The organism is Nostoc sp. 106C, assembly GCF_002154725.1.
In the GTDB taxonomy this organism is placed as follows: domain Bacteria; phylum Cyanobacteriota; class Cyanobacteriia; order Cyanobacteriales; family Nostocaceae; genus Aulosira.
In genome coordinates this window covers 43,625-70,146 of the sequence record NZ_MTAW01000132.1, presented here as the reverse complement: position 1 = coordinate 70,146, position 26,522 = coordinate 43,625, and the positions used below count along the sequence as shown (strand labels likewise).

Annotated in this window: 25 protein-coding genes; 12 read left to right on the top strand and 13 right to left on the bottom strand. The window is 40.9% G+C overall.

Features of this window, described 5'->3' with window-relative positions; translation table 11 throughout:
* Positions 1 to 129: 129 nt before the first annotated feature.
* Positions 130 to 1,782 (top strand): Ppx/GppA phosphatase family protein, encoded by a 1,653-nt coding sequence (locus tag BV375_RS20795; protein ID WP_086763797.1) that lies wholly within the window; start codon positions 130 to 132, stop codon positions 1,780 to 1,782.
* Between the two features lie 41 nt (positions 1,783 to 1,823).
* Here BV375_RS20795 and BV375_RS20790 read toward each other — a convergent pair whose 3' ends face one another.
* The gene (locus tag BV375_RS20790; RefSeq protein WP_086763795.1) at positions 1,824 to 2,840 is read right to left on the bottom strand and encodes a hypothetical protein; all 1,017 of its coding nucleotides are present in this window, start codon (positions 2,838 to 2,840) and stop codon (positions 1,824 to 1,826) included.
* Positions 2,841 to 3,012: 172 nt separating this feature from the next.
* On the opposite strand from BV375_RS20790, the gene BV375_RS20785 reads away from it, so the two are divergent.
* Complete coding sequence (locus BV375_RS20785) at positions 3,013 to 3,468, top strand: EVE domain-containing protein (RefSeq protein WP_086763792.1); 456 nt, start codon at positions 3,013 to 3,015, stop codon at positions 3,466 to 3,468.
* A gap of 6 nt (positions 3,469 to 3,474) precedes the next feature.
* Here BV375_RS20785 and BV375_RS20780 read toward each other — a convergent pair whose 3' ends face one another.
* Both BV375_RS20780 and BV375_RS37700 read right to left on the bottom strand, forming a co-directional pair.
* Positions 3,475 to 4,887 (bottom strand): PQQ-dependent sugar dehydrogenase, encoded by a 1,413-nt coding sequence (locus BV375_RS20780; protein WP_243714000.1) that lies wholly within the window; start codon positions 4,885 to 4,887, stop codon positions 3,475 to 3,477.
* 154 nt (positions 4,888 to 5,041) lie between these two features.
* Positions 5,042 to 5,221, bottom strand: a complete 180-nt coding sequence (locus BV375_RS37700) for a hypothetical protein (protein ID WP_086763788.1) — start codon at positions 5,219 to 5,221, stop codon at positions 5,042 to 5,044.
* A gap of 314 nt (positions 5,222 to 5,535) precedes the next feature.
* Between BV375_RS37700 and abc-f the strand changes: the two genes are divergently transcribed.
* Positions 5,536 to 7,146, top strand: a complete 1,611-nt coding sequence (gene abc-f, locus BV375_RS20770; protein WP_086763833.1) for a ribosomal protection-like ABC-F family protein — start codon at positions 5,536 to 5,538, stop codon at positions 7,144 to 7,146.
* A 61-nt stretch (positions 7,147 to 7,207) separates the two neighbouring features.
* On the opposite strand, the gene cas6 is transcribed toward abc-f, so the two are convergent.
* The 6 genes from cas6 to BV375_RS20740 form a co-directional block, all read right to left on the bottom strand.
* Positions 7,208 to 8,359 (bottom strand): CRISPR-associated endoribonuclease Cas6, encoded by a 1,152-nt coding sequence (gene cas6, locus BV375_RS20765; RefSeq protein ID WP_086763786.1) that lies wholly within the window; start codon positions 8,357 to 8,359, stop codon positions 7,208 to 7,210.
* Positions 8,360 to 9,397: 1,038 nt separating this feature from the next.
* Positions 9,398 to 9,985, bottom strand: coding sequence for an ureidoglycolate lyase (locus BV375_RS20760; protein WP_086763784.1), 588 nt, complete (start codon positions 9,983 to 9,985; stop codon positions 9,398 to 9,400).
* A gap of 69 nt (positions 9,986 to 10,054) precedes the next feature.
* The gene (locus tag BV375_RS20755; RefSeq protein WP_086763831.1) at positions 10,055 to 10,930 is read right to left on the bottom strand and encodes a polysaccharide deacetylase family protein; all 876 of its coding nucleotides are present in this window, start codon (positions 10,928 to 10,930) and stop codon (positions 10,055 to 10,057) included.
* A gap of 187 nt (positions 10,931 to 11,117) precedes the next feature.
* Positions 11,118 to 12,032, bottom strand: coding sequence for a polysaccharide deacetylase family protein (locus BV375_RS20750; RefSeq protein WP_086763782.1), 915 nt, complete (start codon positions 12,030 to 12,032; stop codon positions 11,118 to 11,120).
* 876 nt (positions 12,033 to 12,908) lie between these two features.
* Positions 12,909 to 13,181, bottom strand: a complete 273-nt coding sequence (locus BV375_RS20745; RefSeq protein WP_086763780.1) for a GlsB/YeaQ/YmgE family stress response membrane protein — start codon at positions 13,179 to 13,181, stop codon at positions 12,909 to 12,911.
* A gap of 1,107 nt (positions 13,182 to 14,288) precedes the next feature.
* Positions 14,289 to 14,900, bottom strand: a complete 612-nt coding sequence (locus BV375_RS20740; protein WP_086763778.1) for a VTT domain-containing protein — start codon at positions 14,898 to 14,900, stop codon at positions 14,289 to 14,291.
* Positions 14,901 to 15,049: 149 nt separating this feature from the next.
* Between BV375_RS20740 and BV375_RS20735 the strand changes: the two genes are divergently transcribed.
* From BV375_RS20735 to BV375_RS20725, 3 genes are all read left to right on the top strand, one after another.
* Complete coding sequence (locus tag BV375_RS20735) at positions 15,050 to 15,832, top strand: ABC transporter permease (RefSeq protein ID WP_086763776.1); 783 nt, start codon at positions 15,050 to 15,052, stop codon at positions 15,830 to 15,832.
* 169 nt (positions 15,833 to 16,001) lie between these two features.
* A complete protein-coding gene (locus BV375_RS20730) occupies positions 16,002 to 16,379 on the top strand; it encodes a hypothetical protein (protein WP_086763774.1) in 378 nt (125 codons plus the stop codon).
* Positions 16,380 to 16,409: 30 nt separating this feature from the next.
* Positions 16,410 to 18,944: an ABC transporter substrate-binding protein gene (locus BV375_RS20725; protein WP_086763772.1), complete on the top strand. Its 2,535-nt coding sequence runs from the start codon at positions 16,410 to 16,412 to the stop codon at positions 18,942 to 18,944.
* A gap of 55 nt (positions 18,945 to 18,999) precedes the next feature.
* Here BV375_RS20725 and BV375_RS20720 read toward each other — a convergent pair whose 3' ends face one another.
* Positions 19,000 to 19,638 (bottom strand): Uma2 family endonuclease, encoded by a 639-nt coding sequence (locus tag BV375_RS20720; protein ID WP_086763770.1) that lies wholly within the window; start codon positions 19,636 to 19,638, stop codon positions 19,000 to 19,002.
* Between the two features lie 136 nt (positions 19,639 to 19,774).
* Here BV375_RS20720 and BV375_RS20715 point away from each other — a divergent pair, with 136 nt between their 5' ends.
* The 4 genes from BV375_RS20715 (at position 19,775) to BV375_RS20695 (ending at position 22,594) form a co-directional block, all read left to right on the top strand.
* A complete protein-coding gene (locus tag BV375_RS20715; RefSeq protein WP_086763829.1) occupies positions 19,775 to 20,497 on the top strand; it encodes a pyridoxine 5'-phosphate synthase in 723 nt (240 codons plus the stop codon).
* Positions 20,498 to 20,586: 89 nt separating this feature from the next.
* Entirely contained in the window at positions 20,587 to 21,306 is a 720-nt protein-coding gene (locus BV375_RS20710; RefSeq protein ID WP_086763769.1) for a SnoaL-like polyketide cyclase, read from the top strand.
* Positions 21,307 to 21,369: 63 nt separating this feature from the next.
* On the top strand, positions 21,370 to 21,699 hold the full coding sequence (locus BV375_RS20705) for an MgPME-cyclase complex family protein (RefSeq protein ID WP_086763767.1): 330 nt from the start codon (positions 21,370 to 21,372) through the stop codon (positions 21,697 to 21,699).
* A gap of 253 nt (positions 21,700 to 21,952) precedes the next feature.
* Positions 21,953 to 22,594 (top strand): hypothetical protein, encoded by a 642-nt coding sequence (locus BV375_RS20695; protein WP_086688828.1) that lies wholly within the window; start codon positions 21,953 to 21,955, stop codon positions 22,592 to 22,594.
* A 119-nt stretch (positions 22,595 to 22,713) separates the two neighbouring features.
* On the opposite strand, the gene BV375_RS20690 is transcribed toward BV375_RS20695, so the two are convergent.
* The 3 genes from BV375_RS20690 to folD form a co-directional block, all read right to left on the bottom strand.
* Positions 22,714 to 23,181: a divergent PAP2 family protein gene (locus BV375_RS20690; RefSeq protein ID WP_086763763.1), complete on the bottom strand. Its 468-nt coding sequence runs from the start codon at positions 23,179 to 23,181 to the stop codon at positions 22,714 to 22,716.
* Between the two features lie 204 nt (positions 23,182 to 23,385).
* Complete coding sequence (gene crtE / locus BV375_RS20685; RefSeq protein ID WP_086763761.1) at positions 23,386 to 24,315, bottom strand: geranylgeranyl diphosphate synthase CrtE; 930 nt, start codon at positions 24,313 to 24,315, stop codon at positions 23,386 to 23,388.
* A gap of 157 nt (positions 24,316 to 24,472) precedes the next feature.
* Positions 24,473 to 25,363 carry a bifunctional methylenetetrahydrofolate dehydrogenase/methenyltetrahydrofolate cyclohydrolase FolD gene (gene folD, locus BV375_RS20680; RefSeq protein ID WP_086763759.1) on the bottom strand — a complete coding sequence of 297 codons (891 nt, stop codon included), beginning with the start codon at positions 25,361 to 25,363 and terminating at the stop codon, positions 24,473 to 24,475.
* 281 nt (positions 25,364 to 25,644) lie between these two features.
* Here folD and BV375_RS20675 point away from each other — a divergent pair, with 281 nt between their 5' ends.
* Positions 25,645 to 26,043, top strand: a complete 399-nt coding sequence (locus tag BV375_RS20675) for a hypothetical protein (protein WP_086763757.1) — start codon at positions 25,645 to 25,647, stop codon at positions 26,041 to 26,043.
* Positions 26,044 to 26,073: 30 nt separating this feature from the next.
* Positions 26,074 to 26,505: an NUDIX hydrolase gene (locus BV375_RS20670; protein ID WP_086763755.1), complete on the top strand. Its 432-nt coding sequence runs from the start codon at positions 26,074 to 26,076 to the stop codon at positions 26,503 to 26,505.
* Positions 26,506 to 26,522 lie beyond the last annotated feature (17 nt).

The following is a 26,522-nucleotide window of genomic DNA, read 5'->3' as shown; positions in this document are numbered from 1 at the left end:
CTAAATGGTCACTTTAGTTGTGAGCAGCAGAGTAGATCTTCTGAAATCTGGTTGAGTTACTAACTACTCAACCGTGATTACCCCGACATACCAGTTTTTACTATCCTTCTTTAACAGAGAGAAAACTAGATGCTGAGTTTAGTTTCAGCTAACTGTGTGAGCCTTCCTACTCAAACAGTTAAGCAACACCGGATTATTGCTGCCATTGACCTAGGGACCAATTCTCTGCACATGGTAGTGGTGAAAATTGACACCAGCCTACCAGCTTTTAGCATTATTGCCAGAGAAAAAGAAACTGTGAGACTAGGCGATCGCGATCTGGCTACGGGTTATCTTAAACCAGAGATTATCGAAAAGGCGATCGCGGCTCTAGGGCGCTTTCAAGAAGTTGCCAAAACTTTTAACGCTGAAACAGTAGTGGCTGTGGCAACTAGCGCTATTCGAGAAGCGCCCAATGGAAAGGATTTTCTCCATAGAGTAGCAGTTGATTTAGGTTTAAGCGTTGACTTAATTTCTGGACAAGAGGAAGCGCGACGCATTTACCTGGGTGTGCTGTCGGGGATGGAATTTCACAACCAGCCTCACATGATTGTTGATATTGGTGGTGGTTCCACAGAATTAATTTTGGGGGATAGTAACGAGCCACGCACTCTCACCAGTACTAAAATTGGCGCAGTCCGCCTGACCGGCGAATTAATTACCACTGACCCCATTAGCAACGCTGAGTTTCAGTACCTCCAAGCTTATGCACGCGGAATGTTAGAACGTTCTGTGGAAGAAGTGCAGGCAAATCTCAAGTTTGGCGAATCGCCCCGGTTGGTTGGAACCTCAGGTACGATTGAAACCTTGGCGTTAATTAATGCCAGAGAAAAATTAGGTTATGTTCCTTCCACACTCAATGGCTATCAACTCAGCCTTAAAGACTTGCGGGATTGGGTAAATCGCTTGCGGAAACTGGCTAACGTCGAAAGAAGTGTCATACCCGGTATGCCGGAAAAGCGGTCTGAAGTTATACTGGCTGGCGCAGTAATATTACAGGAAGCCATGACGCTTTTGGGCGTTGAGTCGGTAACAATATGTGAGCGTGCCCTTCGAGAGGGTGTAATCGTGGATTGGATGCTAGCCCACGGTTTAATTGAAGATAAACTACGTTTCCAAAGTTCAGTTCGGCAGCGTAGTGTGCTAAAACAAGCTAGTAAGTATCAAATTAACTTAGAACATAGCGATCGCATAGCCAAATTTGCCCTAGCTTTATTTGACCAAACTCAAAACAAATTACACAGCTGGGGAGAAGAAGAACGGCAACTGTTGTGGGCAGCTGCAATATTACATAATTGCGGTCATCATGTCAGTCATTCATCTCACCACAAACACTCTTACTATCTAATTCGCAATAGTGAATTACTCGGTTATACCGAAACTGAAATCGAAATTATTGCCAATTTAGCCAGGTATCATCGCAAATCTGCTCCCAAAAAAAAGCACGAGAATTTCCGCAATTTGTTAACCAAACAACACCGACAAATAGTCAGTCAATTGAGTGCAATCTTAAGATTAGCGGTTGCTCTAGATCGACGGCAAATTGGCGCTATTAAACGAGTACAGTGTGAGTACTACCCCAATACTCAAGAAGTTAGGTTGCGAGTTTTTCCATCTAATTCTGATGATGATTGTGCCTTAGAACTCTGGAGTTTAGATTATAAAAAAGGAGTATTTGAGGCAGAATTTAATGTTAAATTAGTGACTAATTTAGAACCTTATGCAATGGCCATTAGCTCATAACTGAGGCTATAAATATTCACAGCAAGAAGCTTTCTCTAGGCTTATCGTCCCAAAATTTGCCTAGCTTCTTGCTCGGCGATCGCACTTTTGCGTCGAATTAAGGTATAGGTGGTAGTCAAAGATATTCTTTGCCCAATTTTCAGTGTTTTCAGAGGACTGAGAAATTCTAGTTCCACAAAAGCATCGGGGTCAGCGCTGGTAAATATTTCGGCGCTACTTTCTTGGTCGGGATAATTAACTCCTTGTACTCTCGCTGAGTCAACACGGACTGCAACTGTTTTGCCAAGCCACAACAATGTATCAGCATCGCAGCCAATCTTGTGAGATTTTTTCGGGTCGCGTGTCAGTGAAAGTATGCCATTTTCTACCTTTAAATTAGCTGGTAACTCCTTGGATTGCCTGTTGTAGCCTTCAGGGAAGATTGAAGGTTGGGGTAAAGCAGCATATACCGATACAGGATCACGCAATTGTGTAATTACCCATACAGCAACATCCTTTGGTTGACCTTTGACTTTTTCATAAGTTGTAGAAATGGTCATCACAGCTTTTTTCGGATCAAGTTTAATTCTGCGGTAAGTCCGAATGCCGTAGAACGGGTCTATAGAAGAAATTAGTGTCACCTCATTACCCTTAACCTGTGCCAGAACTGGCATAGAATCAAATCCAAGCGGTGGCGGCCAAACTCTTCCTATGATTTTGTTCCAGTCAGATTGAGGCGCAGGCCAAGTTTTATCACCACCAAAATTACCCCATTCTTCAGGCTTAGGGTTGGGCGCTTGACCATAGAATTTCGGATTTTCCCAAAATGTATTTTCTCCATCCTTAAATCGAAACTGCATGATTCGACCTACTGCTGGCACTATCACCACTTCTACTTGACCATTACTCAAAACCCAAGAGTCTGGCCAGCCTTGGTAATTGGTCTTGACTACCGTAATTTTTGTATTTTGTGATGAGGTGTTTTGGTTAGAGATATTTGCTGGTGGTGACTTCCCACCCACAATTAACACAACCAGAAATAACTCCATGCAAAACCGTTGCAAAGTTTGAGCGTTCATGTTTAATTCTTAATCCTCAAATATCACCAGCAGGTTTTAGAATTACTAGAAGGTGAAAAGTGAGAACTAAGACCGATATAAAACAGCGTTTGTAGTAATTTAACATAATCAAATTTTGAGTAACCAGTCAGGGTTTAAAATATTTCAAGACAAAGCAAATAGCATAGAATCGATGAATTATTGGCTAATCAAGTCAGAACCAGAAGCTTATAGCATCACTGATTTACAACAACAAGGTGAGACTATCTGGGACGGTGTTCGCAATTATCAAGCTCGCAACTTTCTCCGCCAAATGCAGATGGGAGACTTAGCTTTTTTCTATCATTCAAATAGTAATTTCCCAGGCATTGTTGGGTTGACACGCGTTATCAAAACAGGTATTGCTGATCCGACCCAGTTTGAGCCAAGCAGCAAATACTATGACCCAAAATCAACTCCTGAATCTCCTCGCTGGCAAACAGTTATTGTAGAATTTGTTGAGTATTTTTCTCAGCCTATCTTGCTATCAACGCTCAAAGAAAAATTTAGCTCCGAAGAATTAATTTTAGTGAGAACCGGAAATCGGTTATCAGTAATGCCAGTTCCTGAAATAGTAGCGCAAAAGATTCTGGCAATGAAAAAACTATAAGCTCTTCTAAAATTTAGAATATTCTGGGGAACGAACAATCTTTCTCACTTTACCATCGCTCTTAGAGGTTACATAAATTTCCCCCTCTTCGTCTATCCCAAATCTGACATCAGAACGTTTTTTGCCAATGATTTCTAGAAAAGAACCTGCTTTTTTACCATCAAAAAGTCTAAGTTCTTTAATCTTTGCCTGTTTACCATTAACAAGCTCATCTACAGGTACATGGAAAAAGCGTCCATCGTTGCCAAAGTCAGCAAAAATATACTGACCTACCAATTCAGGAATTGCTTTACCTCTGTAAACATAACCGCCTGCGATCGCAATTCCGTAATAGTCTGGCCAATCTTTTGGGATATGATGGCTATATTGGGCAACAGGGTATGTGTAACCATACTCAGAATCATTTTTAGGTAAGGGAAATAGAACATTTTCATTTTTTTGTTCTACAACCCAAGTTCCTTCACGCTTTCCCCATCCATAATTAGCACCTTTGATGCCAAGATTGACTTCTTCAATAAAAGCTTCGCCAGTATCGCTAATTAACATTTTGCCCTCACCGCCAGTATCCCAACTAAAACGATGGGGATTACGCAGCCCGTAAGCCCAAATTTCTCCTAATATATTTGAATTCTTATCCCTCACAAAAGGATTATCTTTAGGAATACCATACTTGCCATTGGCACTATTTTTACCAAAGGGATCAATACGAAGAATTTTACCAAGGGGGGTGCTAAGATCTTGCCCATTATTTAGAGGATCTGTATGGCTAACGGGGAAACCATCACTTCCACCATCTGCAACAGCAATATATAAAATGCCATAATCGACATCTCCTGGTTTAGTATTAGGATTAAAGCCTAATTGCCCTACATTATGATCTGGGTATGGCTGTTCAATACGCAGAATCTCCCTAGATATTCCAGAAAACTGATTAGCAGCAGGCTGATCTGCTTTCCATTCACGAATTACGTCATGGTGGGAGCTTTGTATAACATCACCTTTGTTATTAACAATCTTTTTCTTAACTGTAAAATCAGGAATGTTATCATTTTTATCTTCACTATTTACAGTATAAAAAATCCCATTTCTAGCAAAATCTGGATGAAATGCAAAGTAAGAAAAACCCTGTTGCCCAGTTTCATAAGTAAAGCCTGAGCAAATCAATCTTTTAAAGTCTGCATATACTGTGACTCTGCGATTATTAATTACGTAGAGTTTGCCACGCATATCATTAACAAATAACCTGCCGCTACCATCACCTGCATGAGTTAAAAAATTCAATCTTGCAACTCTATTAGCTCCGGTTCCACTGATAGGAATTTGTACAACTTCTTTTAAACCCACAGAGAGTTTTGATTTTTCAACTTTTTCAGGTATAGGATCTGTGATTTGGGCAAAGGAAATATTGGATAAAGTCACAATTGAAATTAGACAAAAGCAGACACAAAATAAAATGTAAAATTTTTTCATATTTATTATGAATTTAGACATCAAGTTTATACTATCGCTCCAAATATCCTATGTACTGAATTTTACCAAACTCAACTTTATTAAGTACTACAGCTTCTACTGTTTAGGCTGGATCTATTTCCTCAGCTACTGCTTTTACATAGCTGTTAATTCTGCTTTGCCACCAGTACACCTCTAGTACGTGTAAATAAGCAAATATTATTGAGTATGCTTCTGGAATTATTTTGTGGTAAGCTCTAGATAGCTTCAAACCTGAAAACTCTTCAATTAATTTAGCTGACATGAAGTAGTAACAAAGAAGCGTTGCTGGTAGGCAACAGTTTCAACGAAAAATAATTCAGAAATTAGCAAGTTGGCTCAAAGCTTTCTTGCTACCAAGTTTTACTTACAAGCCATCATCTACACTCAACTGCTGTTAGCAGGGTTGTAGAGCTTATTCTGAGTGTCAAACAAGCTAATGATTTAAAAATTCTCAGCACTATACTCTTTATTTGCTTACAGGATAGTCGGCTGGCTTGCCTTTAATTAGGTTTTCATAACTAGCTGGCATTACCAGCATTTCACTGCGTGGTTAATTGGACGCTTCATTGGATTAATATGCATAGAAATTCAATTTTATTAGCTGAGAACGTAGGTTACGAACTCGGCTTAGAGCGAACTCTATTTCAGGGAGTTAATATCAATATTAGTATGGGCGATTGCATTGCTTTGGTCGGTCGCAATGGGGTAGGCAAATCTACTCTGCTGAAGATACTTGCAGGGCAAATTATTCCTAATCATGGAGCTGTATGGCGTAAGGATAATGTTTACTACTTACCCCAAATCAGCACCATCAGGCAAAAAATTACAGCAGATTCAGTACTAGATTTTTTGAGTTCTATCTCTGATGAATGGTGGCAGATTGAGGAAATTTTGCAGGCGCAATTCCAGACTATGCTTGATTTATCCCTACCAGTTATTAACTTAAGCGGAGGGGAACTGACAAAACTATTTCTAGCTATTGGTTTATCTCAAGAACCAAATCTGCTATTGCTGGATGAGCCAACAAATCACATGGATCTATCGGCGCTAGAAAGTTTAAGGCTATTTCTTCAAGATTTTGCTGGTGCATATATTATTGTCTCCCACAAGCCGTTTTTCTTGGATCAAGTAACAGAGGCTACCTGGGAATTGACACCTGAAGGAGTAAAGGTATACGGAGGTAATTTCTCTTACTATCGAAAACAGAAAGAAATAGAGTTAGAAGCAGCATGGCGATCGCATGAAGTCGCCAGAAAAGAACTCAAACGTACCCAAGCTACAGCTATGCAAGAACAGCAACGCGCAGCGCAATCTCAGCGCCAAGGGCGTAGCCAGTTTCTCAATGGCAGCATTGACCGCGCCTCAGCCGGACTGATTAAAACCAAAGCCGAGGCTTCAGCCGGAAATGCCAAAAAGAAACATGAACTTGCAGTAGCGAAAGCTACTCAAAAGGTTGCAGACACCAAAGTGAAAACAACTAAAGCGACAAGTATCCAGTTAGCAGAAAGGGGTCAAAAACACAGAAATCTGATTGATATTCAGGGTGCAAATCTTTGGGTGTCAGAACGTTTGCTGATTAAAAACATTCAGCTGCATATTACCTCAGGCGATCGCCTGGCAATTGTTGGTGCGAATGGTTCAGGTAAATCGACTCTCGCCAAAGCAATCTTAAGAATGGAAGAGCAAGCGATTTTAGATTCGGGTGAAGTTTTGCTTTCGCCAACGATGAAAGCCGTATATCTCGACCAAACCTATGAACTGGTAAACCGTCAGCAGACGATTCTAGAAAATATGCAAGCCGCCAATCCCAACCTCAGCTATCAGCTGCTACGTCAGCAACTGGGACATTTTTTGTTTAAATACGATGACGTTCACAAACCAGTATCAGTGTTGAGTGGCGGTGAATTGGCAAGATTAGCGATCGCAATCATCAGCATCTCTGAAATTGACTTGTTAATTCTTGATGAGCCGACTAATAACTTGGATATTGAAACCGTTGCGCAGATGGTTGCAGGTATTAATGAGTACCAGGGTGCGCTTTGGGTAATTTCCCACGATCTAGATTTCCTCAGCCGTATCAACATTACTCAAGGTTTCAAGTTAAGCCAGCAAACTTTGCAAGTAACGACCCATTTACCCAGTACACCAGAGCAATATTATCGAGAATTGCTGGCTTTTTTAAATTGATGCTTGACGAGGACTACCATCGGTTTTTGGAATGACCTAAGGTAAACATAGCCTTCTTGCGTCATTCCAGATTTTCTTGCTTCAGCGCCCGGCGCGCTAATTTTACGTAAGTTTTCACAGTAGTATAGGGCATCTCCAAATCTTGAGCTATTACTTGCAATGATTCCCCCATTTCCCGCCGAGCCAAAATCGTTGCCCATGTAGAAGCAATTTTATCAGTGCGATCGCCTCCTGTGCGTTTTCGTTGAGCAGTAAATAGCGCTGTCAGTTCGGCAATACGTTCACCCAATATATTTGTCAGCAACTCTGTGGGTGTAGTTGGTTCTCGTTCTAGCCACTCTAAACGCGTTTGCCCCAGCCCAAAGGTGGTTTTGTGTCCTGTACCGCAGTAAGGCGCAAGTCTGACTAAGGCATAAAACAACTGGGTAAATTCAGCATTAGCTAAAGCGGCTTTACTTAAACCACAGGAAATTGCTCCTGTGAACCCAGTCACCGAACCGCGTTTACCAGCTGCCACTTTTACTGACTCCAAGCGATGTTGGTGGATGATTACCCCTTCGTCTATCCATTCGAGAAAAGATTCTGGTTCTACAATCATTCCCGAAAAGTCATTCCAGCGACGCAGGTAGCTATGAAAGAGATTTACAGGCACAGGGAGAGGGAAATGATGACCTTTGCGGCGAAAGCTGGTGGGTGAGACAAAGCTGAGACTGACGTTAGTTTTTTTCTCTATAGATGACTGCAACAATTGCGCGTAGGTGGTTGGTGGATGGGCAATACTTACCTGTTTAATTTGTAAAGGTGCATCTCTTAAAGCTAAGGTTTGCGGCAGTTGAGTTAACCATTGACTGATAAACTGCGCCACCCTTTGAGAAAGGGCGTTGACGTGCCAACGATAAATTTGCTTTGCTTCTAGTTGCAGTTGTTTCCCACTAGGAACAAGTTGACCTTCCAGCGCCGAAATATTGAAGGGCTTTTCTGACTCGCCATCATGAAGGTAAGCCGAAAGTTCCGGATTGAATTGCCGTACTTGATCCAGAAACCAGGCATGGAGTCCAATTGTGTACTGAGAATAGAGGGCACTAGAATTAGTTGCCTCAAGGTCAAACACCAATCCTACCAATTCAGTGTCAGCTGTCCAAGTGGGAAGAGAGGAAGCTGGCACAGACTTGGACTTGGCTTTGCGACTGGTAGATGTAGCTGCTCTTGCCATCGCTGCTTGCTATACAAATAACGTTAAATATTTTACCTTGTTTCATCTCCTCATGGGGACGGAAATGAAGGCAGGGGCGATAAAAACAACTCTTTTCTGCCCAAGCTAGTAGAAAATCAGACTCTGCAAATTACTTATGATTTGTGATTGATGAATTTTGCCTTCGCGCAGCGTCTCGTAGAGAAGCGGTACTAGTCGCCAGGGAATATATGTGTTCTTCATGCCAAAATCCTCTAATTTAAGCAAATAAAATCGCTAAAAAAAGGTAAAAACCTATGCTAATTACAGTCGTTGGACATAGAACTAAAAATAAATGGGGATCAACTTCAACATAATTCGTAATTACTAATTACCCCCTAGATTATTTAGTTTTGTAAACTAAAAAGTGCATTCCTATGGTGGCTGTAATTGCTGAAATTGCTTATTTAGCTGGTAATTGGCAAAATATTACAGATTGTTAAAATAACTGACTTAATGAGCAGTCAGTATTTTTAAACTTCGCCGAACAATAAGGTAAAACTCAGAAATAAAAAAGTTTTTTGAGTTGAAATTTTCGGTTTTTAGGCTGAAATTAGCGTTATTAAGCGTAATCGAGAATAATAGCAATGTGAGTTCGATGAACCTCTCCCCAACCGCTCTCCGATGCCGAGAGGGGCATACAATTTCTTATTTTGGGGAGAAAATTAAATTTAAGTAGTAAAACATAATTAATTAACGTCAGTTCGGGTTAAGGAGGTTTATTCAACGTTAAATGGCTGAAACAGCACAAGCACGTTGACAGATCCTAGAATTAAGTAACAGCGTAATGAGGGTTTCAGCTTATCCCGAACTCAGGTTAATTAATTTTGCGTGGTTACTTATCACAACGGAAACATCAGCTTTTTAAGCCTCTCCCCGCAACGGGGAGAGGAATGGAAGTGGGGTTCTTTGAATACATCGAACTCCCGTTATTACCAATTCAAAAAATAAGGCGACAGATGCATTTGTAGGCGTGGGGTTTCCTCGCTTTTTTTAGCGATATTCATCAACGCCAAAAACTTATACACGGGAGGACTCAACTTCCAAGTGAACTTCACAATTTAATCTTTTGAGCAGCGATATTTTATACACATCGCCTTGATTCATTTCACCTGGTGTCTGCATTTGACTCAAAGCAGTAACAACTTCATCAGAATTGGCAGTGAGAACAACCACAGGGCGATCGCACGCTATGGGAAAATCATGCCAGGTGCCAATATGCAGCAAAAGTCCGTAACCAGCAGGAAACCGCAGTGCTTGTACTTGATTTAAATTAGGCAAGTTTTCGTCATTTTCATGATTAGGTGGTGCCATCACCATAATAAATGGTGCTTGTCCCAAACCAATAAACATTTGGGTCATGTGCATATGACGTTCTAACCAAATAATCGGCGGATATCCTGGCAGAATTTTTGCTGTTCTAAAAGTAGCTGTTCCCCGATAGGTAAAGTCAATATTTTCGCCTTCTAATACTCGTTCTTGATAAAAGGGAATTCCTAAGCCAGGCTTACTGACATCATCGCCTAATAGATGACCATAGGGTTTGGTGTTTTCTATATTGGCATCAATTACAGGGATTTTTAAAACATTAGTAGGAGAAATATTCATAATTCTGGTTGTAGAAGTTTAGATAAATAAAGATTTTTAACCGCCGATCAAAACCAATAATTTGAATAATTATCTGTATTTATCTGTGTTCATCTGTGGTTTATTAATCCATTCATAAATACCTTCACCTGTAGTTAACCAGGTATCAGATTTATTTTTAATATGTAATAAACATTGCTTTAAATACTTTAGCCGTAGCGGTTGACCCACAATAAATGGATGTAGTCCAATCGCCATTACCCTTGCTTGATTTTCTCCTTCCTGCCACAGTTGGTCAAATTGGTCTTGAATAGCTTGAGCAAATTCTCCACCCGAAAACCGATTACTTAAACACAAACTGATATCATTTGCTTCTATAGTATAAGGAATAGCCAACAAACGACCATTAGGTAAAGAATACCAATAGGGCTGGTCATCATTTACCCAGTCAGCAGAGTAAACAATTCCGGCATTATGTAATAGTTCAAAAGTTGATTCTGTAATCGAAAATCCAGGTGTTAACCAGCCTTTAGGAGTTTTAGCAGTAGCTTGACGCAGTAAATCTAAAGTTTGATTAATTATCTCGGTTTCTACTTGCAGATTCATGCCACTGTGTCCAGTAGAATTATTAATCCCATGCGCCATTATTTCCCAACCATATTGCTGCATGGCTGTCATAATCTCCGGATAAAGCGGGCAAATTTCGCCATTCACTGCTGCTGTTACGGGAATTTCTAACTCAGCAAATAGTTCAAATAACCGCCAAATGCCTATACGATTACCGTAGTCTCGCCAACCATAATTAGCTATTTCTGGGTAACTATTTAAATGGGGTTGAATTGCTGTTCCCAGTTTGCCAAAGGTGAAGTGTTCGACATTCATTACTACCCAAACAGCAACTCTGGCATTATTAGGTAATTTTAACGCTGTGCGTTGAGTAATTGGTTGAAAAGATGGAGGTTGCAACATTCAAAATTAAAAATTTCTGAACTGCGTAAAGTAGGACAGATAAAAACCCTTTTTTTCTTAGTGCTTTAGTGATTCAAGTTTTTGTACACTAAACTTATTCCATTCATCAATAGGTAGCACAGAAATATTTTCCAAATAGAAGCAGGCATTCTTGTTGAATGAGCTTTCTGCCCTGAGAATATCACTATTGATGAGGCTGATTGTTTGCAGGTTCATTCTTTGTAACCGCAGGTAAGGCTTTCATTGCTGTAGCTTCTTCTTTAGCTTGCATTTCCAGCAGTTCCGATACTGTCACACATTTATAACCCTTGGCCTTAAGACCAGCAATAATACCTGGTAAAGCTTTTACAGTCCGAGAATGATTTCCACCACCATCGTGCATCAGCACAATTGAGCCTGGTTTTGCAGCATTAACTACATTTTTAATCATTCCTGCCACCTGTGGGGAATGACGGTCAGCATCCCCTGAAAGACTTGACCACATCATGACAGCGTAATTCTGATTTTTGGCATAGTCAGCTAATCCATTATGCAGATAGCCTCCAGGTGGACGGAACAAAGCGGTTTTTACCCCTGTAGTTTTATAAATAATATCTGCTGTGCGATCAATTTCACTGGCCGCCGTAGCTGTATCCATCTGACGATACCAATGGTGCCAAGTATGGTTACCAAGATCATGACCATCAGCCACTACTTGTTTGGCAATTTGAGGATAAGCTTGCACCATTTCCCCAAGCACAAAAAATGTAGCTTTAATGTGATTTTTCTTTAAAATCTCTAATACCTGTACGGTGTTTTTCGGGCCTGGGCCATCATCAAAAGTTAAGGCAATCACTTTCTCAGTTGCTTTCAGCTTCGCTTGATAAATGGTTTGTCTCTGAAATGGTTTTGGCACTTCTACAATTAAGTTTTTGGCGGGTGTAACATTTTGGGACGTTGCGCTGTTAGACCCACCTTTTACACTCTTATCCGTTGGCTTTTTGATTGCAAATTTTTGGTGCAGCCCACCATTGAGCAGACTCAGACTTAAAGCACCAGTAGCAATCACTACTATAACTATTCCTACTTGTAAAACTTGCGATATCCTCTGGGTAGCCACCTTAACACTCCTTACACTTCAGTCATGAATTACACTTGTTGTCTTACTCAAGCCCAACTTCCCCCTTTTGTAATCCTGGCCTGTTGAATAGTACCTTAAATTTTTGTTCCCGCTTGCCTAATTTGCAATCGATTGTAAATTAATATATCCGTTACCAAAAGAAAAAAGAATAAAATCTACCAAAATATTCCAGCCAAAGGCTAAGGGTAGCCCCAGTTTAATCTGCAATTCGCTGTCTACCGATAAACTGCCATGACTAAACTAGATAAGATTGCATCAAGTTAATTTAATTGACCAATAAAAGTGGCAACGATCGCAGCATAACCGTAGCCTAAAGAAATACTGAGGTATAGATAACAAATTTTACCTCAGACTTCGCATACACCATCTTAAAAGGAGATTTAGCCAAAAAATGCGATCGCTATCTCTTCCAGCATCAATAGCTACTTTATAACTTGCATCAACTACTCGCATACTTAAGCCAAAAAATATTTTCCGCAATTTAATTTCATAACCCTGATTCTTGCGTGAAGATTCTCAATAAATATTGATAGATGTTAATTAAAATTACAGCAGATAGTAGGTATATAAGGTACAAAAATTAATCATATACTTCTTGTGGTGCGGAACGGAAAGCCCGCTACAGGTGTACCTCACTCAAATGAAATTCGCTGTAAATCTTTAAATCTGTATAACCAAGATTTCTAATTATCAAAGCATTTATGAAATCAGGCTTACAAACATTTTTATATCAAAAAAATAATAGCGCTTCCCTAACTACTAGGTAAGCGCTAACTTCTTAGTTGGATTCAAAACTAAAAAATCGTTAAACTGATTCCCCGATGTCTACGATTAATAGTCCATGACTTTATTTGTTTACACAGCGCTGTGGCGGTTTAGTAAGTTCCACAAAAAGACAGCAATAATTGCACCAAGAACTGCCACTAAGATACCAGGAATGCTCAGAGTAGGAGCTGCTAAAGCTAATCTTCCTGTAGTGAAGAATACACCCAGGCTACCGCCAATAAAAGCACCGATGATGCCTAAGATGATTGTTGCCAGAATGCCACCGCCTTGGCGTCCGGGATAGATAGCTTTAGCAATAGCGCCAGCAATTAGACCTAAAACAATCCAAGCAATAATGTTCATAAGTTCACTATTTATTAAAGGTTTTTTACTGAAAAAAATAGTAACAGTCGTATCATGAGCAACCAATCTATCAACAGAACTAATTATTGAATACCTTGAGGAATACATAACTTGCTAATATATCTTTCGATAGATACCACCTTGAAGTTAAGAAAAAGCTTCTAGCAGGTCTTTTACTAGAAGCTTGTCAAACTATTGCTTGGTAATTGCAGTATATGCATTTCTGATTAACTATCTCTTCTACTAGAAGCATTAGAGGATGGTTTAAAATTCCAATTTGCTCAAAAAATATGCGAGTTATCTGACAGTGCATATTGACTCATCAAAGCCGTTCTCTGTTATTGGCTTCCGACGCCCTCTGGGTTCGCCAGTTTCCTACGGCGGGAAACCCGCCTACCCTACCCTGCGGGAACCCTCTTTGAGGGAACGGGAACGGCTACTCTGCGAGAACGCCTCCGGCGAACGCCGAACAGGACTGGACTCACCACTTACTAATCTGCGGGAAGCTAGACTGATGAGGATCTACAAGTCTTGTCGTTACTCAAATTTTTCTAACAGTCAAAGTATGACGCTCTCGTGTTATTCTTCCCAGATCTGAAGTTCCGTGATAATAGCGCAAGTCTACTCAAGTGGACTGCAATCGGGTGCATCCTAGTTTTTATTTTGCAACGATAATATAATCGTCATTGCGAGGAGGTACGACGTAGGCGGAGCCTTCCCGTTCGACGTTCGCCGGAGGCGTTCTCGCAGAGTAGTCGTTCCCGAAGGGTAGGGTAGCAATCGCATAGATTTGTTCGTCATGCGAGATTTTGCGATTGCTTCACTGCACTTCGTTTCGTACCCTGCGGGAAGGCGTTCCGCCAACGCAATGACGTTGTAAAAAAGTGAGATGCTCCCACTGCAATCTTTGCTTAGTCTATTTCAGTAGACTGCAACTATTAGCCTAAGAATGCCATTCCGAAGTCCTTTAGCAACGAAGTGGAGATTTATCACATGTGGGTAATAACAAGCCTTTTAGGGCTAACAAGCGTTAATCGACTATGCTTGTAATTCCTACAAGTATATTCTTGAGTTTATGCTGAGGTCAGGTGAACAGCAAAAGTAATTTTATTCTTTATTACCTCTATTTTCCTGAATTATATGAATAATCGATGGTATTAAAGAAACAACTATAATCAATCCAACAATTGGTAATAAATATTTATCTACTTGTTCCGGTGGCAAAGATTTTCCTAAGAAAAATCCTAGAAAGGTAATACCAAATGTCCACACAAAGCCACCGATTAAGTTATATGACATAAACGTCCGATACTGCATAGCACCAATGCCTGCAACAATTGGGGCAAAAGTTCGCACAATCGGTACAAAACGCGCTAAAACAATTGTTTTCTTACCATGTTTCTCATAAAAATCTTGGGTTTTAATGATATGTTTTTTATGAAATAACCATGAATCTTCTTTACTAAATAATTTTCTACCAAATCTGTATCCAGTAGCATAGCCAACATTATCACCAAGAACTGCACAAACAAAAGAACCAAAAATCAGCACCCAAATATTAAGACCTGATTGGGGCAAAGATGCTAAAAATCCAGCAGTAAACAGTAAACTATCCCCTGGCAAGAAAAATCCAATTAGCAAGCCAGACTCAGCAAATATAATTCCCCATACACCAAAATAGCCGAGTGATTTAACTATTTCTTGTAAATCGAAATGCATAGAATATTTTACCTTTTAAGCATAAACATACAACATCTTAACGTTTGGTAATTTTTTGGAACGCAAAATAATATTAATTTTCCGTAAATATATTGTTTTATCTACAAAATATTAATGACAAACGCTAGATTTTGGGTTAATGGGGCAAGATGCAGAGATATTTGAAAGTCCTGAAACTATTTTGGAGTACTGCGATCGCAGCTGAGATGGAGTATCGCGTTAACTTTATCGTCGCTACCATCACCAGCTTGGGTAATCTCGTTGGTAGCCTGTTTGGGCTATTCTTGTTTTACCGTACTGGCTACACTTTTGCTGGCTGGTCATGGAACGCCGCTTTAGTAGTGCTAGGGATTTTTACTCTGTTACAAGGTTTTTCCTCTACCTTTCTAGCTCCTAACTTGAATAGCATTGTCCGCCATGTGCAGGAAGGTACTTTAGATTTTGTCCTCCTCAAACCTATCCGCAGTCAGTTTTGGCTTTCTACTCACACCCTTTCCCCTTGGGGTTTGCCAGATTTAGTTTTTGGTAGTGCGATTATTGCCTATGCAGGTATGCGCCTCGGCTTAACTCTCAACAACTATTTAGTCAGTGCAGTGCCCTTATTGTTGGGCTTGGTAATTCTTTATAGCCTGTGGTTTATACTGGGAGCCACTAGCATCTGGTTTGTGAAAATATACAACGTTACCGAAGTGTTACGGGGGTTATTAGAAGCTGGAAGATATCCAATTGCAGCTTATCCCGCTGCTTACCGCTTTTTCTTTACATTCGTAGTACCAGTAGTTTTTTTAACTACAGTCCCAGCAGAAGCTATGTTAGGCCGAGGACAAATTACCTGGTTAATAGGTGCCGTAGTGTTGGCATTAGGGCTATTTTTTGTCTCCACCTGGTTTTGGCGGTTTGCGTTGCGTTTTTATACTAGTGCTTCGAGTTAAGACTGAGGCGAATAGCTGCTATTTCTGGCAATTTTTGTCTAAAAATAAAAAACATTTGTCAAAATATTAGAAAATCTTCAGGAAATTTACATAGCAGATGTGATTTCAATATAAATATTGCGGAAATCACTGTTGACAGTCAACTGCTTAAAACCTGAAAGGATACAAAATGAGTTCTGAATCTAACGTCAAACTGACGATCGCTCTTTCCAATCCCGACTTAGATGCAGAAGAGCAGGAGCGAGAAACGCGAAATTTCCTGAGAGAGATAAAAGACTTAGATGTAGAAAGTGCAGAACTCGTAGCAGTGACAGACACACCCGAAGGAGCAAAGTCTGTTGGAGGTTTTCTGGTAGGAGTGCTGCGAACAGAGGTAAGCCTTGCCAATTTTAAGAAAATGTTGGAGTTTTTGCGCGATCGCTTGGGTAATAAACCAATTGAATTGGAAGTAGAAGCTAACGGGAAAAAGCTAAAAGTAAAAGCCAATAGCCAGCAAGAGTTAACCGCAATCATTGAACAAGCTCAAAAGTTCGTCGCAGGTAAATAGGAAATTCCATTAACAAGGAAGAATAATGAGATGGCGAAAGTAGCACTGCTAATAGGAGTCAGTGAGTATGAGACTGGTATTACCCCATTGCCTGCGGCAACTAAAGATGTTGAGAAAATGCAGCAAGTTTTAGAGAATCCAGAGATTGGCGGTTTTGATGATGTAAAAGTACTGCTGAATCCTCAACAAAATGAGATGGCGGAAGCTATTGAAATCTTGTTTGCTGATCGTCAAAGAGATGACCTGGTTCTGCTATTTTTCTCTGGTCACGGAATCAAAGATGAAAGCGGCAAACTTTACTTTGCTACTCGCAATACTCGCAAAACAGATAAAGGAGTACCGATTAAGGCAACAACAGTACTAGCTAGCTTTGTGCATGAAGTCATGAGCAATAGTCGCTCCAAACGCGAGGTAGTAATTCTCGATTGTTGCTTTAGTGGTGCGTTTGCTGAGGGGATGTTGGCAAGAGATGATGGTTTTGTGGATGTCAAAAACCAATTGGGTGGCGAAGGACGGGCTGTTCTCACATCTTCGACTTCAACCCAATATTCTTTTGAACAGCAAGGAACAGATAACTCAACTTACACCCGCTACATAGTGGAGGGGCTAGAAACTGGTGCGGCAGATCGTGATGAAGATGCTTTTATCTCTGTTGATGAATTGCATGAGTATGCTACCAAGAAAGTGCAAGAAAGCACTCCGGCTATGAAACCGGAGATATACGCTATCAAAGAAGGTTATAAAATTAAGCTTGCTAAAGCACCAAGTAATGATCCCATGCTCACATATCGTCGAGAAGTTGAGTATTGGGTAGAGGGAGGTAACGGTGAAATTTCTGTTGCTGGTCGCGCTGCATTGGTAGGTTTACAAGAGACACTGAAACTAACACCTGAACAGGCTGCTGCAATTGAAACTCAGGTTTTAGCACCTATAGAAGACAAAAAGAAAAAATTGCAGCAATATGAGCTAGCTTTCCGCGACGAGATTAAAGATGGGTTTCCTGCGAGTGATAGAACTCGCGCTCGTTTGAAACGTGTTCAGCAAGTTTTAGGACTCAGAGATGAAGATATAGCCCTAATTGAAGCTTCTTTAATTACCGAACAGCAACTTACTGCACCTCCGGTAGTTATTAATCCTCCACCTCCCCAAAATAGCAATTTTTCATATTACATAGGAGCGTGCATCATTGGAGTAATAGGAGTAATTATTGGTGGTACTATAGTCTACTTTTTAAAGTCTCCAGATCAACCTCAAACTCCAGTTCAGGCTCAAGGATATTCCTGTGTCAAAAAAGAGTATAATTTGGGCGATAGAATTAGCTTAGGTGAAGAAATTTTATTAAAACAATATACAAATGCTGATAAAGAAGCTGGAGTTAAAGCATTTGCTAACAGTGATTGTAATACTGCTATTAATAAGTTTGATTCCTACCGGAAAACTAATTCAAGAGACCCAGAAACATTAATTTACTTGAACAATGCGATAGCTCGTCAAAAAGGAGAACAACTCAAAATTGCCGTTAGCGTACCCATTGGCACTCAAAAGAATATAGCAGAAGAGATGCTACGCGGTGTGGCTCAGGCTCAAGATGAAGTGAATCGAAATGGCGGTATTAATGGGAAGCTTTTGGAGGTAGCGATCGCTAATGATGATAATGCTCCTAGCGAAGCTGTACAGCTTGCTACTCAGTTTGTCAAAGATGCTAGTATTTTTGCTGTAGTGGGACATAATGCTAGTAGTGCTTCCATCTCCGCAGCCCCAGTGTATCAAAACGGTGGCTTAGTTATGATGTCTCCTACTAGTTATGCCCAAAATATTACTAGTATTGGCACTTATATCTTTCGTACAGCTCCTAGTGTTAGCTTAGTCGCAGATAGCATCTCTCGTTACGCTATCAATAACATGAAAAAAACTAACTTTCTTATCTGTGTCGATCAACATTCAGATAATCTTTCGGTTAAGGATAGTTTGGTCAAAGCAATAAAAGCGGCTGGTGGTATTATCAATACTACAGATTGCAATATTTCTGCTTCTAAATTTGACCCTAGTGTAGCTATTTCTCAAGCTAAGAATAGTGGCGCTAATGCTTTAGTATTAACTACATACATAGACAAAAGTAGGGATACCGAAAGGCAAGGTCTAGCCCTAATACAAGCTAATCAAGGGCAATTAGCTTTATTTGGTACGCCTGCATTGCTCACCGAAGAAAGCTTACAGCAGGGTAAATACATCAATGGAATCATCATACCTGTACCTTGGCATCCGGCAGCGTTTCCTAATAATCCTTTTGTGAAAAATGCTGATGTATTGTGGTCGAAAGCTCCGGTGAACTGGCGAACAGCAACATCTTATGATGCAACTAAGGCAATTATTGCAGGATTGCAAAAAAGTAATACACGTGAAGAGTTACAAAAGACACTGTCTAATCCAAATTTTTCAGTAGATGCTGCAACGGGAAAGATTCAATTTGATTCGTCGCGTGATCGCACCAATAACCGCCTTTTTCCAGTCCAAGTTCAACAAATACTTGATAATGAATATAAATTTGTGCCGATTCAAATTTAGTTAGCGTTAGTTTTATAATGAAGTCAAAGATGCGATCGCAACTCAATTTAAATAACTACAAATTATTCTTCACCCAACTTTTAAAATTACGCATAGCTTGACTTCTGCCAATCGTTAAACACTGCTGAACATATTCATTGACTAATTCAATAATTGGGATACCAGGAAAATTAGGGCTAGATTGTGATTTGATATATTTCCCTTCTCGAAGCAAATTAATTTCTAACCCTTGTTGTGTATATCGCCAAAATTCTGGAATTCCCAAAAGCTCATAATTTTCAAATCGAGTACGGGATGTAATATCAATTTCAATGGCTAAGTCTGGTGGCGGATCTACATTTAAATCTATCCGATTTTTGCCAATTACAGCAGCTTGATTTTGAATATAAAAACAAGTATCTGGTTCTACGGCTTGCTGCATTCGCTCATTTTTCAGTGTTGTGGAACCAAAAGGTTCAAAATCTATTTGGAGTTTATCTAATAAAATTTTGACTAAATCACCAATCAATTCTTTATCTTTTTCATGTTCGGGTAGCGGCACCATAATTTCTAACCAGCCATGACTATAGGAAATGCGGGCGGCACGGTGTTCTCCCATTTCTTCTAAAATATTTTCTAACTGCTGCCAACTAACATCTTTGAGCAACATTTGTTGACCTGGTTTGACGATAATTTGTTTTAGTTCTAAAAGCATATCGCCTTAAAAAGTGGGTGTAGATATTATTCTAAATCTGTAGAGTAGGGAACGCGATCGCACTCACGCTTACCTCTTGACCAGCATTTCCGGTAAAATCAAGATCCTAAAGACTGTGGATCGGGAGAAACTAGGGGTGTCTACACTCGGCGTAAACATTGACCATATTGCGACGATTCGGCAAGCACGGCGAACGGTGGAACCTGACCCCGTAGCGGCGGCGGTGCTGGCAGAATTAGGCGGTGCAGATGGGATTACGGTGCATCTGCGAGAAGATAGACGGCATATTCAAGACAGGGATGTGCGACTCTTACGGCAAACGGTGAGAACGCACTTAAATTTAGAAATGGCCGCTACAGAGGAAATGTTAGGGATTGCCCTCGATATCAAACCTGATTATGTAACTTTAGTACCAGAAAAACGTGAAGAAGTTACAACAGAAGGCGGTTTAGATATTGTTGGGCAAATTGCTAAAATAGGTGAGATAGTTGATAAATTGCAAAGTGCCGACATTCCAGTTAGTCTATTTATCGATGCCGAACCGTCACAAATTGCAGCATCTGCCAAAGTGCAGGCCAAGTTCATCGAACTGCACACTGGGCAATACGCTGAGGCTGTCGATGAAACAAGTCGCAAGCAAGAGTTAGCCGTGTTAGCTAAAGGGTGCGAGCAAGCGATTCAAGCTGGGTTGCGAGTCAATGCTGGTCATGGACTTACCTACTGGAACGTTTATCCTGTGGCTAGTTTTCCAGGGATGGAAGAACTAAATATTGGTCATACTATCATCAGTCGCGCAGCTTTAGTAGGTATAGAAAGAGCTGTTCGTGAGATGAAACAAGCTATCCGAGGAGAATTGTAAACAGTTAACTAAATAACTGTTTGAAAGCTTAGAGGGGTCATAACTGCGAAATCCAGAAATTGGGGACACAATTTTAAGCAAAGACTTCTATGAGCGCAACACAATCTAACAGCCTGCCGCTTTGGGTACAGGATCGAGATAAAGTTATTGAAGGAAGTACTGATACCCAATGGCGCTATCAGACACCTCCTGATTATTCTCGGTCTAAAGAGAATTTAGCCCAAGAAAGTACACGCCATCACATAGAGGGTACTCTAGAAGTGATCGTGCAAAACTTGGTAAGAACTTTCGAGATGGAAGTGTCTTTCAAAACTAACCCACAGCAGTGGTTGTCTGTTGTTAATGACAAGTTTCGTGTAAGTACTAATGGAGGTCCAGAATACACAGTTAAAGATTTATCAGCCCAAGGTACTTACAATTTATTTATGGCTGATTCAGAGCATTACAAAGCATCTGCTGAAAGCTTTGAATCATCAAGTGAAATCTTCCATACAACATTTCCCCAAGGATTTCCTTGGGAAGTTCTGGAAGTGTTCTCAGGTCCACCAAATGTGACATTCAAGTGGCGACACTGGGGACATTTTAATGGTGCATATAAAGAGTTTGCACCAACTGGAGAGACAGTAGAAATTATTGGCATGAGCATTGCTAAAGTTACCGATGACTTGCAAATAATTTCCTTAGAACACTACTTTGACAATACGCTGTTTTTAGAAAAACTAACAGCTGGCGGCAAGCTGCCAATGAGTGACAACAAAGGAAGTGCTTGTCCCTTCAGTTCTTGGTTTAAAAAAGTCAAGAAAAGTTAACTTTTAAGGGTACAGCGTATACACTGTACCCTGGGATTAATCATTAACAACCACAGGATGAAAATGCAAACATACTATTACGTATTGACAAGTCAAAGATTTTTATTACAGGAAGAACCTATAGAAGAGGTTCTCAAGGAACGTACTCGTCACTATCACGAACAAGAAAAAGAAATTGATTTTTGGTTGGTTAAACAGCCAGCTTTTTTAGAAGCACCAGAAATGGCAAAGATCAAAGCCAAGTGTCCTCAACCATCAGCTGCAATTATTTCTACCAATCAGCAATTTATTACTTGGCTAAAACTGCGATTAGAGTATGTCATCACAGGAGAATTCCAAGCTCCTTCTGAGACAATTTCCGATCCTATAGCATCTCTAGCTACCGTATCCTAATATACTGTTCATTAGGTGTGTTCATTAGGTGGATAGACATAAATATCACTTATGAGGATTGGGCATTGGGCATGTAGGAGAGATGGGGAAGAGAGGGAAGATGAGGAGATGGGGAAGAAAACTCCCACACTCCCCGCACTTCCTCGTCTCCCTTGTCCTCCCTTTCCTCCCTCTCTCCCTTCCCCTGCTCCCTTGGTTCCCATTTGGGGGAACAAAATATATTTTGATGAAATCTTTTAAAAAAATCCTATTTATGTCTGAGACTGTTGTGCAGAGATTTCCGAATTTACCACATGCTGTAGTATTAGCGATCGCAGGTTTGATGGGTGGTATGAGTTCTGTTACCGCTCAACAAGCTCTTCCTGTTTGTCAGCCTCCTAGTGCTGGTGAGTATCTTTTATTGATAGTTAGCCCCACAGCAGATAATCAGAAGCAACTGCGCAATGCCTTACCTCCTGAACTCAAAAGTACAACCTGTCAATACTTAACAGAGACAGTAACGCGGATAGGGGGGTTTAATAAAATTGACGATGCCAATCGTTGGGCGAGATACATCAACAATATTGTTGGGTTGTCTGGGATCATTACCACTAGACCGGCAGATGTGCAACAACCTCAAGCAGTGACCTATAATCCTCAAGCCTTGGGAGTAGGCTATGCTGTATTAGTAGATTATTTTAACCGCCCAGAACTTGTCTCTAATGTAGAACAAGCGGTAGGAGGTGATGTAGGTTTTGCTTCCTACGGACAACGCCCTTACTTGCTGGCGGTTTACACTACTAACCAAAAAGAAGCATACAGCACATTGCAAAAGCTCAACGAACGCGGCTTTGTTGCCTATCTAGTAGATAGTCGTAAGGTGATGCTATTGCGGTCAAATGTGCGTTCACAGTAGTTACTCAAAAGTTAAGGGTCAATAGTCAACAGTCAAAAGGCAAGGTTTTAATTCCTCCTTGTCCTTTATGCCCTCCTTTCCCTATTCCCCTACTTTTTCATCAGAACTACCTTGCTGCACTATAAGCTAGTGGCTAAAAAAGACCTCGCTAACAAAGAGATGGTTATACCTAAAGCCGACCCAGCGATGACTTGAACTGGTGTGTGTCCCAGCAATTCTTTGAGGCGGTCTTGGCTAAAGTCATGCTTTTCATCAAATAATTCATCAATCATTTGATTAAGAATTCGAGCTTGCTTTCCAGCGGCTTGGCGCACTCCAGCGGCATCATACATGACAATGATGGCAAAAACCGTAGCCAGGGCAAAATCAGGAGATGCCCAGCCGAGAGTTTGCCCTACACCTGTGGCTAGAGATGTAACTAGAGCCGAATGGGCACTGGGCATACCTCCAGTGGTCACTAAAACACGTACATTTAGTTTGCGATTTTTGATTAGCTCGATGACGAGCTTTAGAGATTGAGCAATTAAACAAGCTACCAGAGCAACCAGCAGCACCCGGTTGTCTAAGATGTTGCCTATGTCCTGCATGGTATTTTGGCGAAGTTAGTAAATATTAGCAGCAGTTGTTTTTTTTGGAAACCTTTAGATGCGACCCAACAAAATCCAAAATCCCCAATTGACCGTCGCTAGGCTCCCAGTCAAAATCACCTTAATTCTGATGTTTAAAGCTACCCTACGGGCGAGTATGTGGGCAGAATCCAAAATTGGTATGAATTCCCCGTAGGGATTGACTTAGTGATTGCGACTGATAATAAAATGAGCGATCGCTTTTAGGGGTTGTGCTTGTTCTCCAAATGTATCTAATTCCGCACAAGCTGCCTCAATTAGCTGTTGAGCTTTGGAGCGCGATTCTTCAATTCCCCACAAGCTGGGATAAGTTACTTTCTGCGCTTTGAGATCCTTGCCAGCAGTTTTGCCTAATTGTTCTTGAGTAGCAGTGATATCTAAGATATCGTCCACAATTTGGAATGCCAGACCAATATTCTGAGCATACCGAGTTAGTCTTTGCAAATCTTCAGGAGATACTCCAGTTAAAATTCCACCACAAACAACACAAGCCTCTAAAAGTGCAGCTGTTTTATGGTTATGAATGAAATTCAACGTTTCTAGGGAAGTATCTGATTTACCTTCCGATTCGAGATCGACCACTTGACCACCAACTAACCCAGCTGCGCCTAATGCCCTGCCGAGACGGGCTACTACATGCAATACTCTATCTCTAGGAACATTTTGCGGAGTCTCGGTGGCAACAAACTCAAAAGCATAAGCTAATAAGCCATCCCCAGCTAAAATCGCTATATCTTCACCATAAACCTTGTGATTTGTCAACTTACCTCGACGGTAATCGTCATTATCCATCGCTGGCAGGTCATCATGAATCAAGGACATCGTGTGGATCATCTCCACAGCACAAGCTGTTGGCATAGCCATCTCGATTGTGCCTCCAGTCATTTCACAGGTGGCAAGGCACAGGATGGGACGTACACGCTTACCACCAGCTAACAGAGAGTAGCGCATTGCTTCATAAATTTTTTCTGGATAAACGATGGGGATCGCCCGATCCAAAGCTGTTTCACAAAGCTGTTGGCGCTCTTTGAGATAAGCTGATAGGTTAAACTTGGTTGTCTCTGGCGTCTTTTGAAACTTATCAGTTGCTACCATTCTTAAAATTCCTGAAATTTTGGTATTTTTGTCATATACGTCACAATTTTAAGGGGCTTTGGAGCTGAAAGAATCACTATGCCCAGAGGATTAATAATATCGTGCGCGATCGCTATTCAATAAGCACAAAAACAGAACGAAATGCGATCGCAAATTATTATCTATCACTCTTAACTCCATACCGTCTTAAATAGCTGGCAAATGTATTTTGCAACAACATAGCGACAGTCATAGGACCAACACCGCCAGGAACTGGGGTGAGAAACTCCGCCACGCCAGCTGTTGATTCCCAGTGGACATCGCCGACTAAACGACTTTTACCACTGGCATCGGTAACGCGATTCATCCCCACATCTACCACAACAGCGTCCTGTTTCACCATTTCTGAGGTAATCAATCCTGGAAGACCTACAGCTGCAATCAGAATATCGGCATTTTGGGTGATGGCTTTTAAGTCGTGCGATCGCGAGTGGGCAATGGTTACAGTCGCATCAGCTTCCAGAAGCATCAATGCCATTGGTTTACCCACTAAAATACTACGTCCCACTACCACTGCTTGTTTTCCTGACAAGGGAATTTTATATTCTTCCAACAGCCGCATCACACCCGCTGGAGTACAACTGCGTAAACCTGCTTCTTGGCGCACCAGCCGCCCTAAATTGACTGGGTGCAGTCCATCAGCGTCTTTATCGGGATCAATTTGATTGAGCAACCTAACAGCGTCTAAGTGTTTGGGTAGAGGTAACTGCACAAGAATGCCATCTACCTGTTCATCTTGATTGAGCGCAGCAATTACATCTTCTAGTTCTGCTTGGGTAGTTTCAGTGGGAAAATGTTTGCCAAAAGAAGCAATACCCACCTTAGCGCAGGCTCGCTCTTTATTACGTACATAAGCAGCCGATGCTGGATTGTCGCCAACCATCAATACTGCTAAACCAGGGGGACGCCCAATTTGTGGTTGTAACTTTGTAATGCGCTCTAGAATTTCTTGGTGAATTTTTTCAGCTAAAGCTTTACCATCAAGAAGTTTGGCAGTTTTTGTTTCCATAAGAATTTCCAGCTATATTCGCCTTGAGTCCAAAGTTCCACATCTAGCCATTTGTAGCTTGGCTATTGACTATGATTGTCTTGCTATTTTATGCCGTAGCTTCGCTCAAACAGCAAAATCATCCTGTCTTATCTTCTCAGATCAACTGCATCATCTCAAATACGGATGTGGGGGATGAGAGAGAAAAAGTAGGGAAGCAGGGGGAAAGAAATGCTTGACCCTTGACTCTTTGACTCTGGACTCTTGACCAATGCCCAACGACAAATGACAAACAAACACTAATGCAAAAATTTTCTCAAACTCACAGCATTTTTTCCCATCGCTTGGGATTGTTCTTTCTGCTTGTACTGGGACTTTGTAGTTGTGGTAACTTAACACAGTCTGGCTTAAACGTCGGTAATTTCCGTATTGGTAGTAATGTCACACCAATCCGGGAAATTAAGCCAGAACCAAACAAACAGGCTACAGTTTACATCCAAGGTAAAGTAGAAAGGCAAGTGCCCCTTGTAAAACGGTGGGCGTATCAAATCGATGACTCCACAGGCAAAATCTGGGTTGTTACTCATCAAAATAAGTTGGCAAAAGGAGAGCAAGTTGTAATTAAAGGCAAAGTTCGCTATCAAAGCATACCCTTGGCGGGTAAAGAGTTGGGAGAAGTATATGTAGAAGAAGATTCTTAATAATTATGTTAAATAGCTAGACAAAAATTTATGAAAAATCATCAGGTACAGGTTGCGATCGCAATTCTCTACCAAGAAAACAAGTTTCTCATGCAACTGCGGGATAATATCCCTAGTATTATCTACCCCGGTTACTGGGCGCTGTTTGGCGGACATCTTGAGTCGGGAGAAAGCCCAGATATTGCTGTCAAGCGAGAAATTCTAGAAGAAATCGGCTACGATTTTCCTACATTTTCTGAATTTTGCTGTTATTGGGATGACACAGTTATCCGTCATGTCTTTCATGCACCACTGTTGGTAAGTTTAGATCAACTGGTTTTAAATGAAGGCTGGGACATGGGTTTCTTAACACCAGAAGATATTCGCCAAGGTAACTGTTATTCGCAAAATGCTGGTGAAGTTAGGCCTTTAGGGCCTATGCATCAGCGAATTATGCTGGATTTTCTGGACAGCAATCAATAGTTAATTGTTATTGAGCA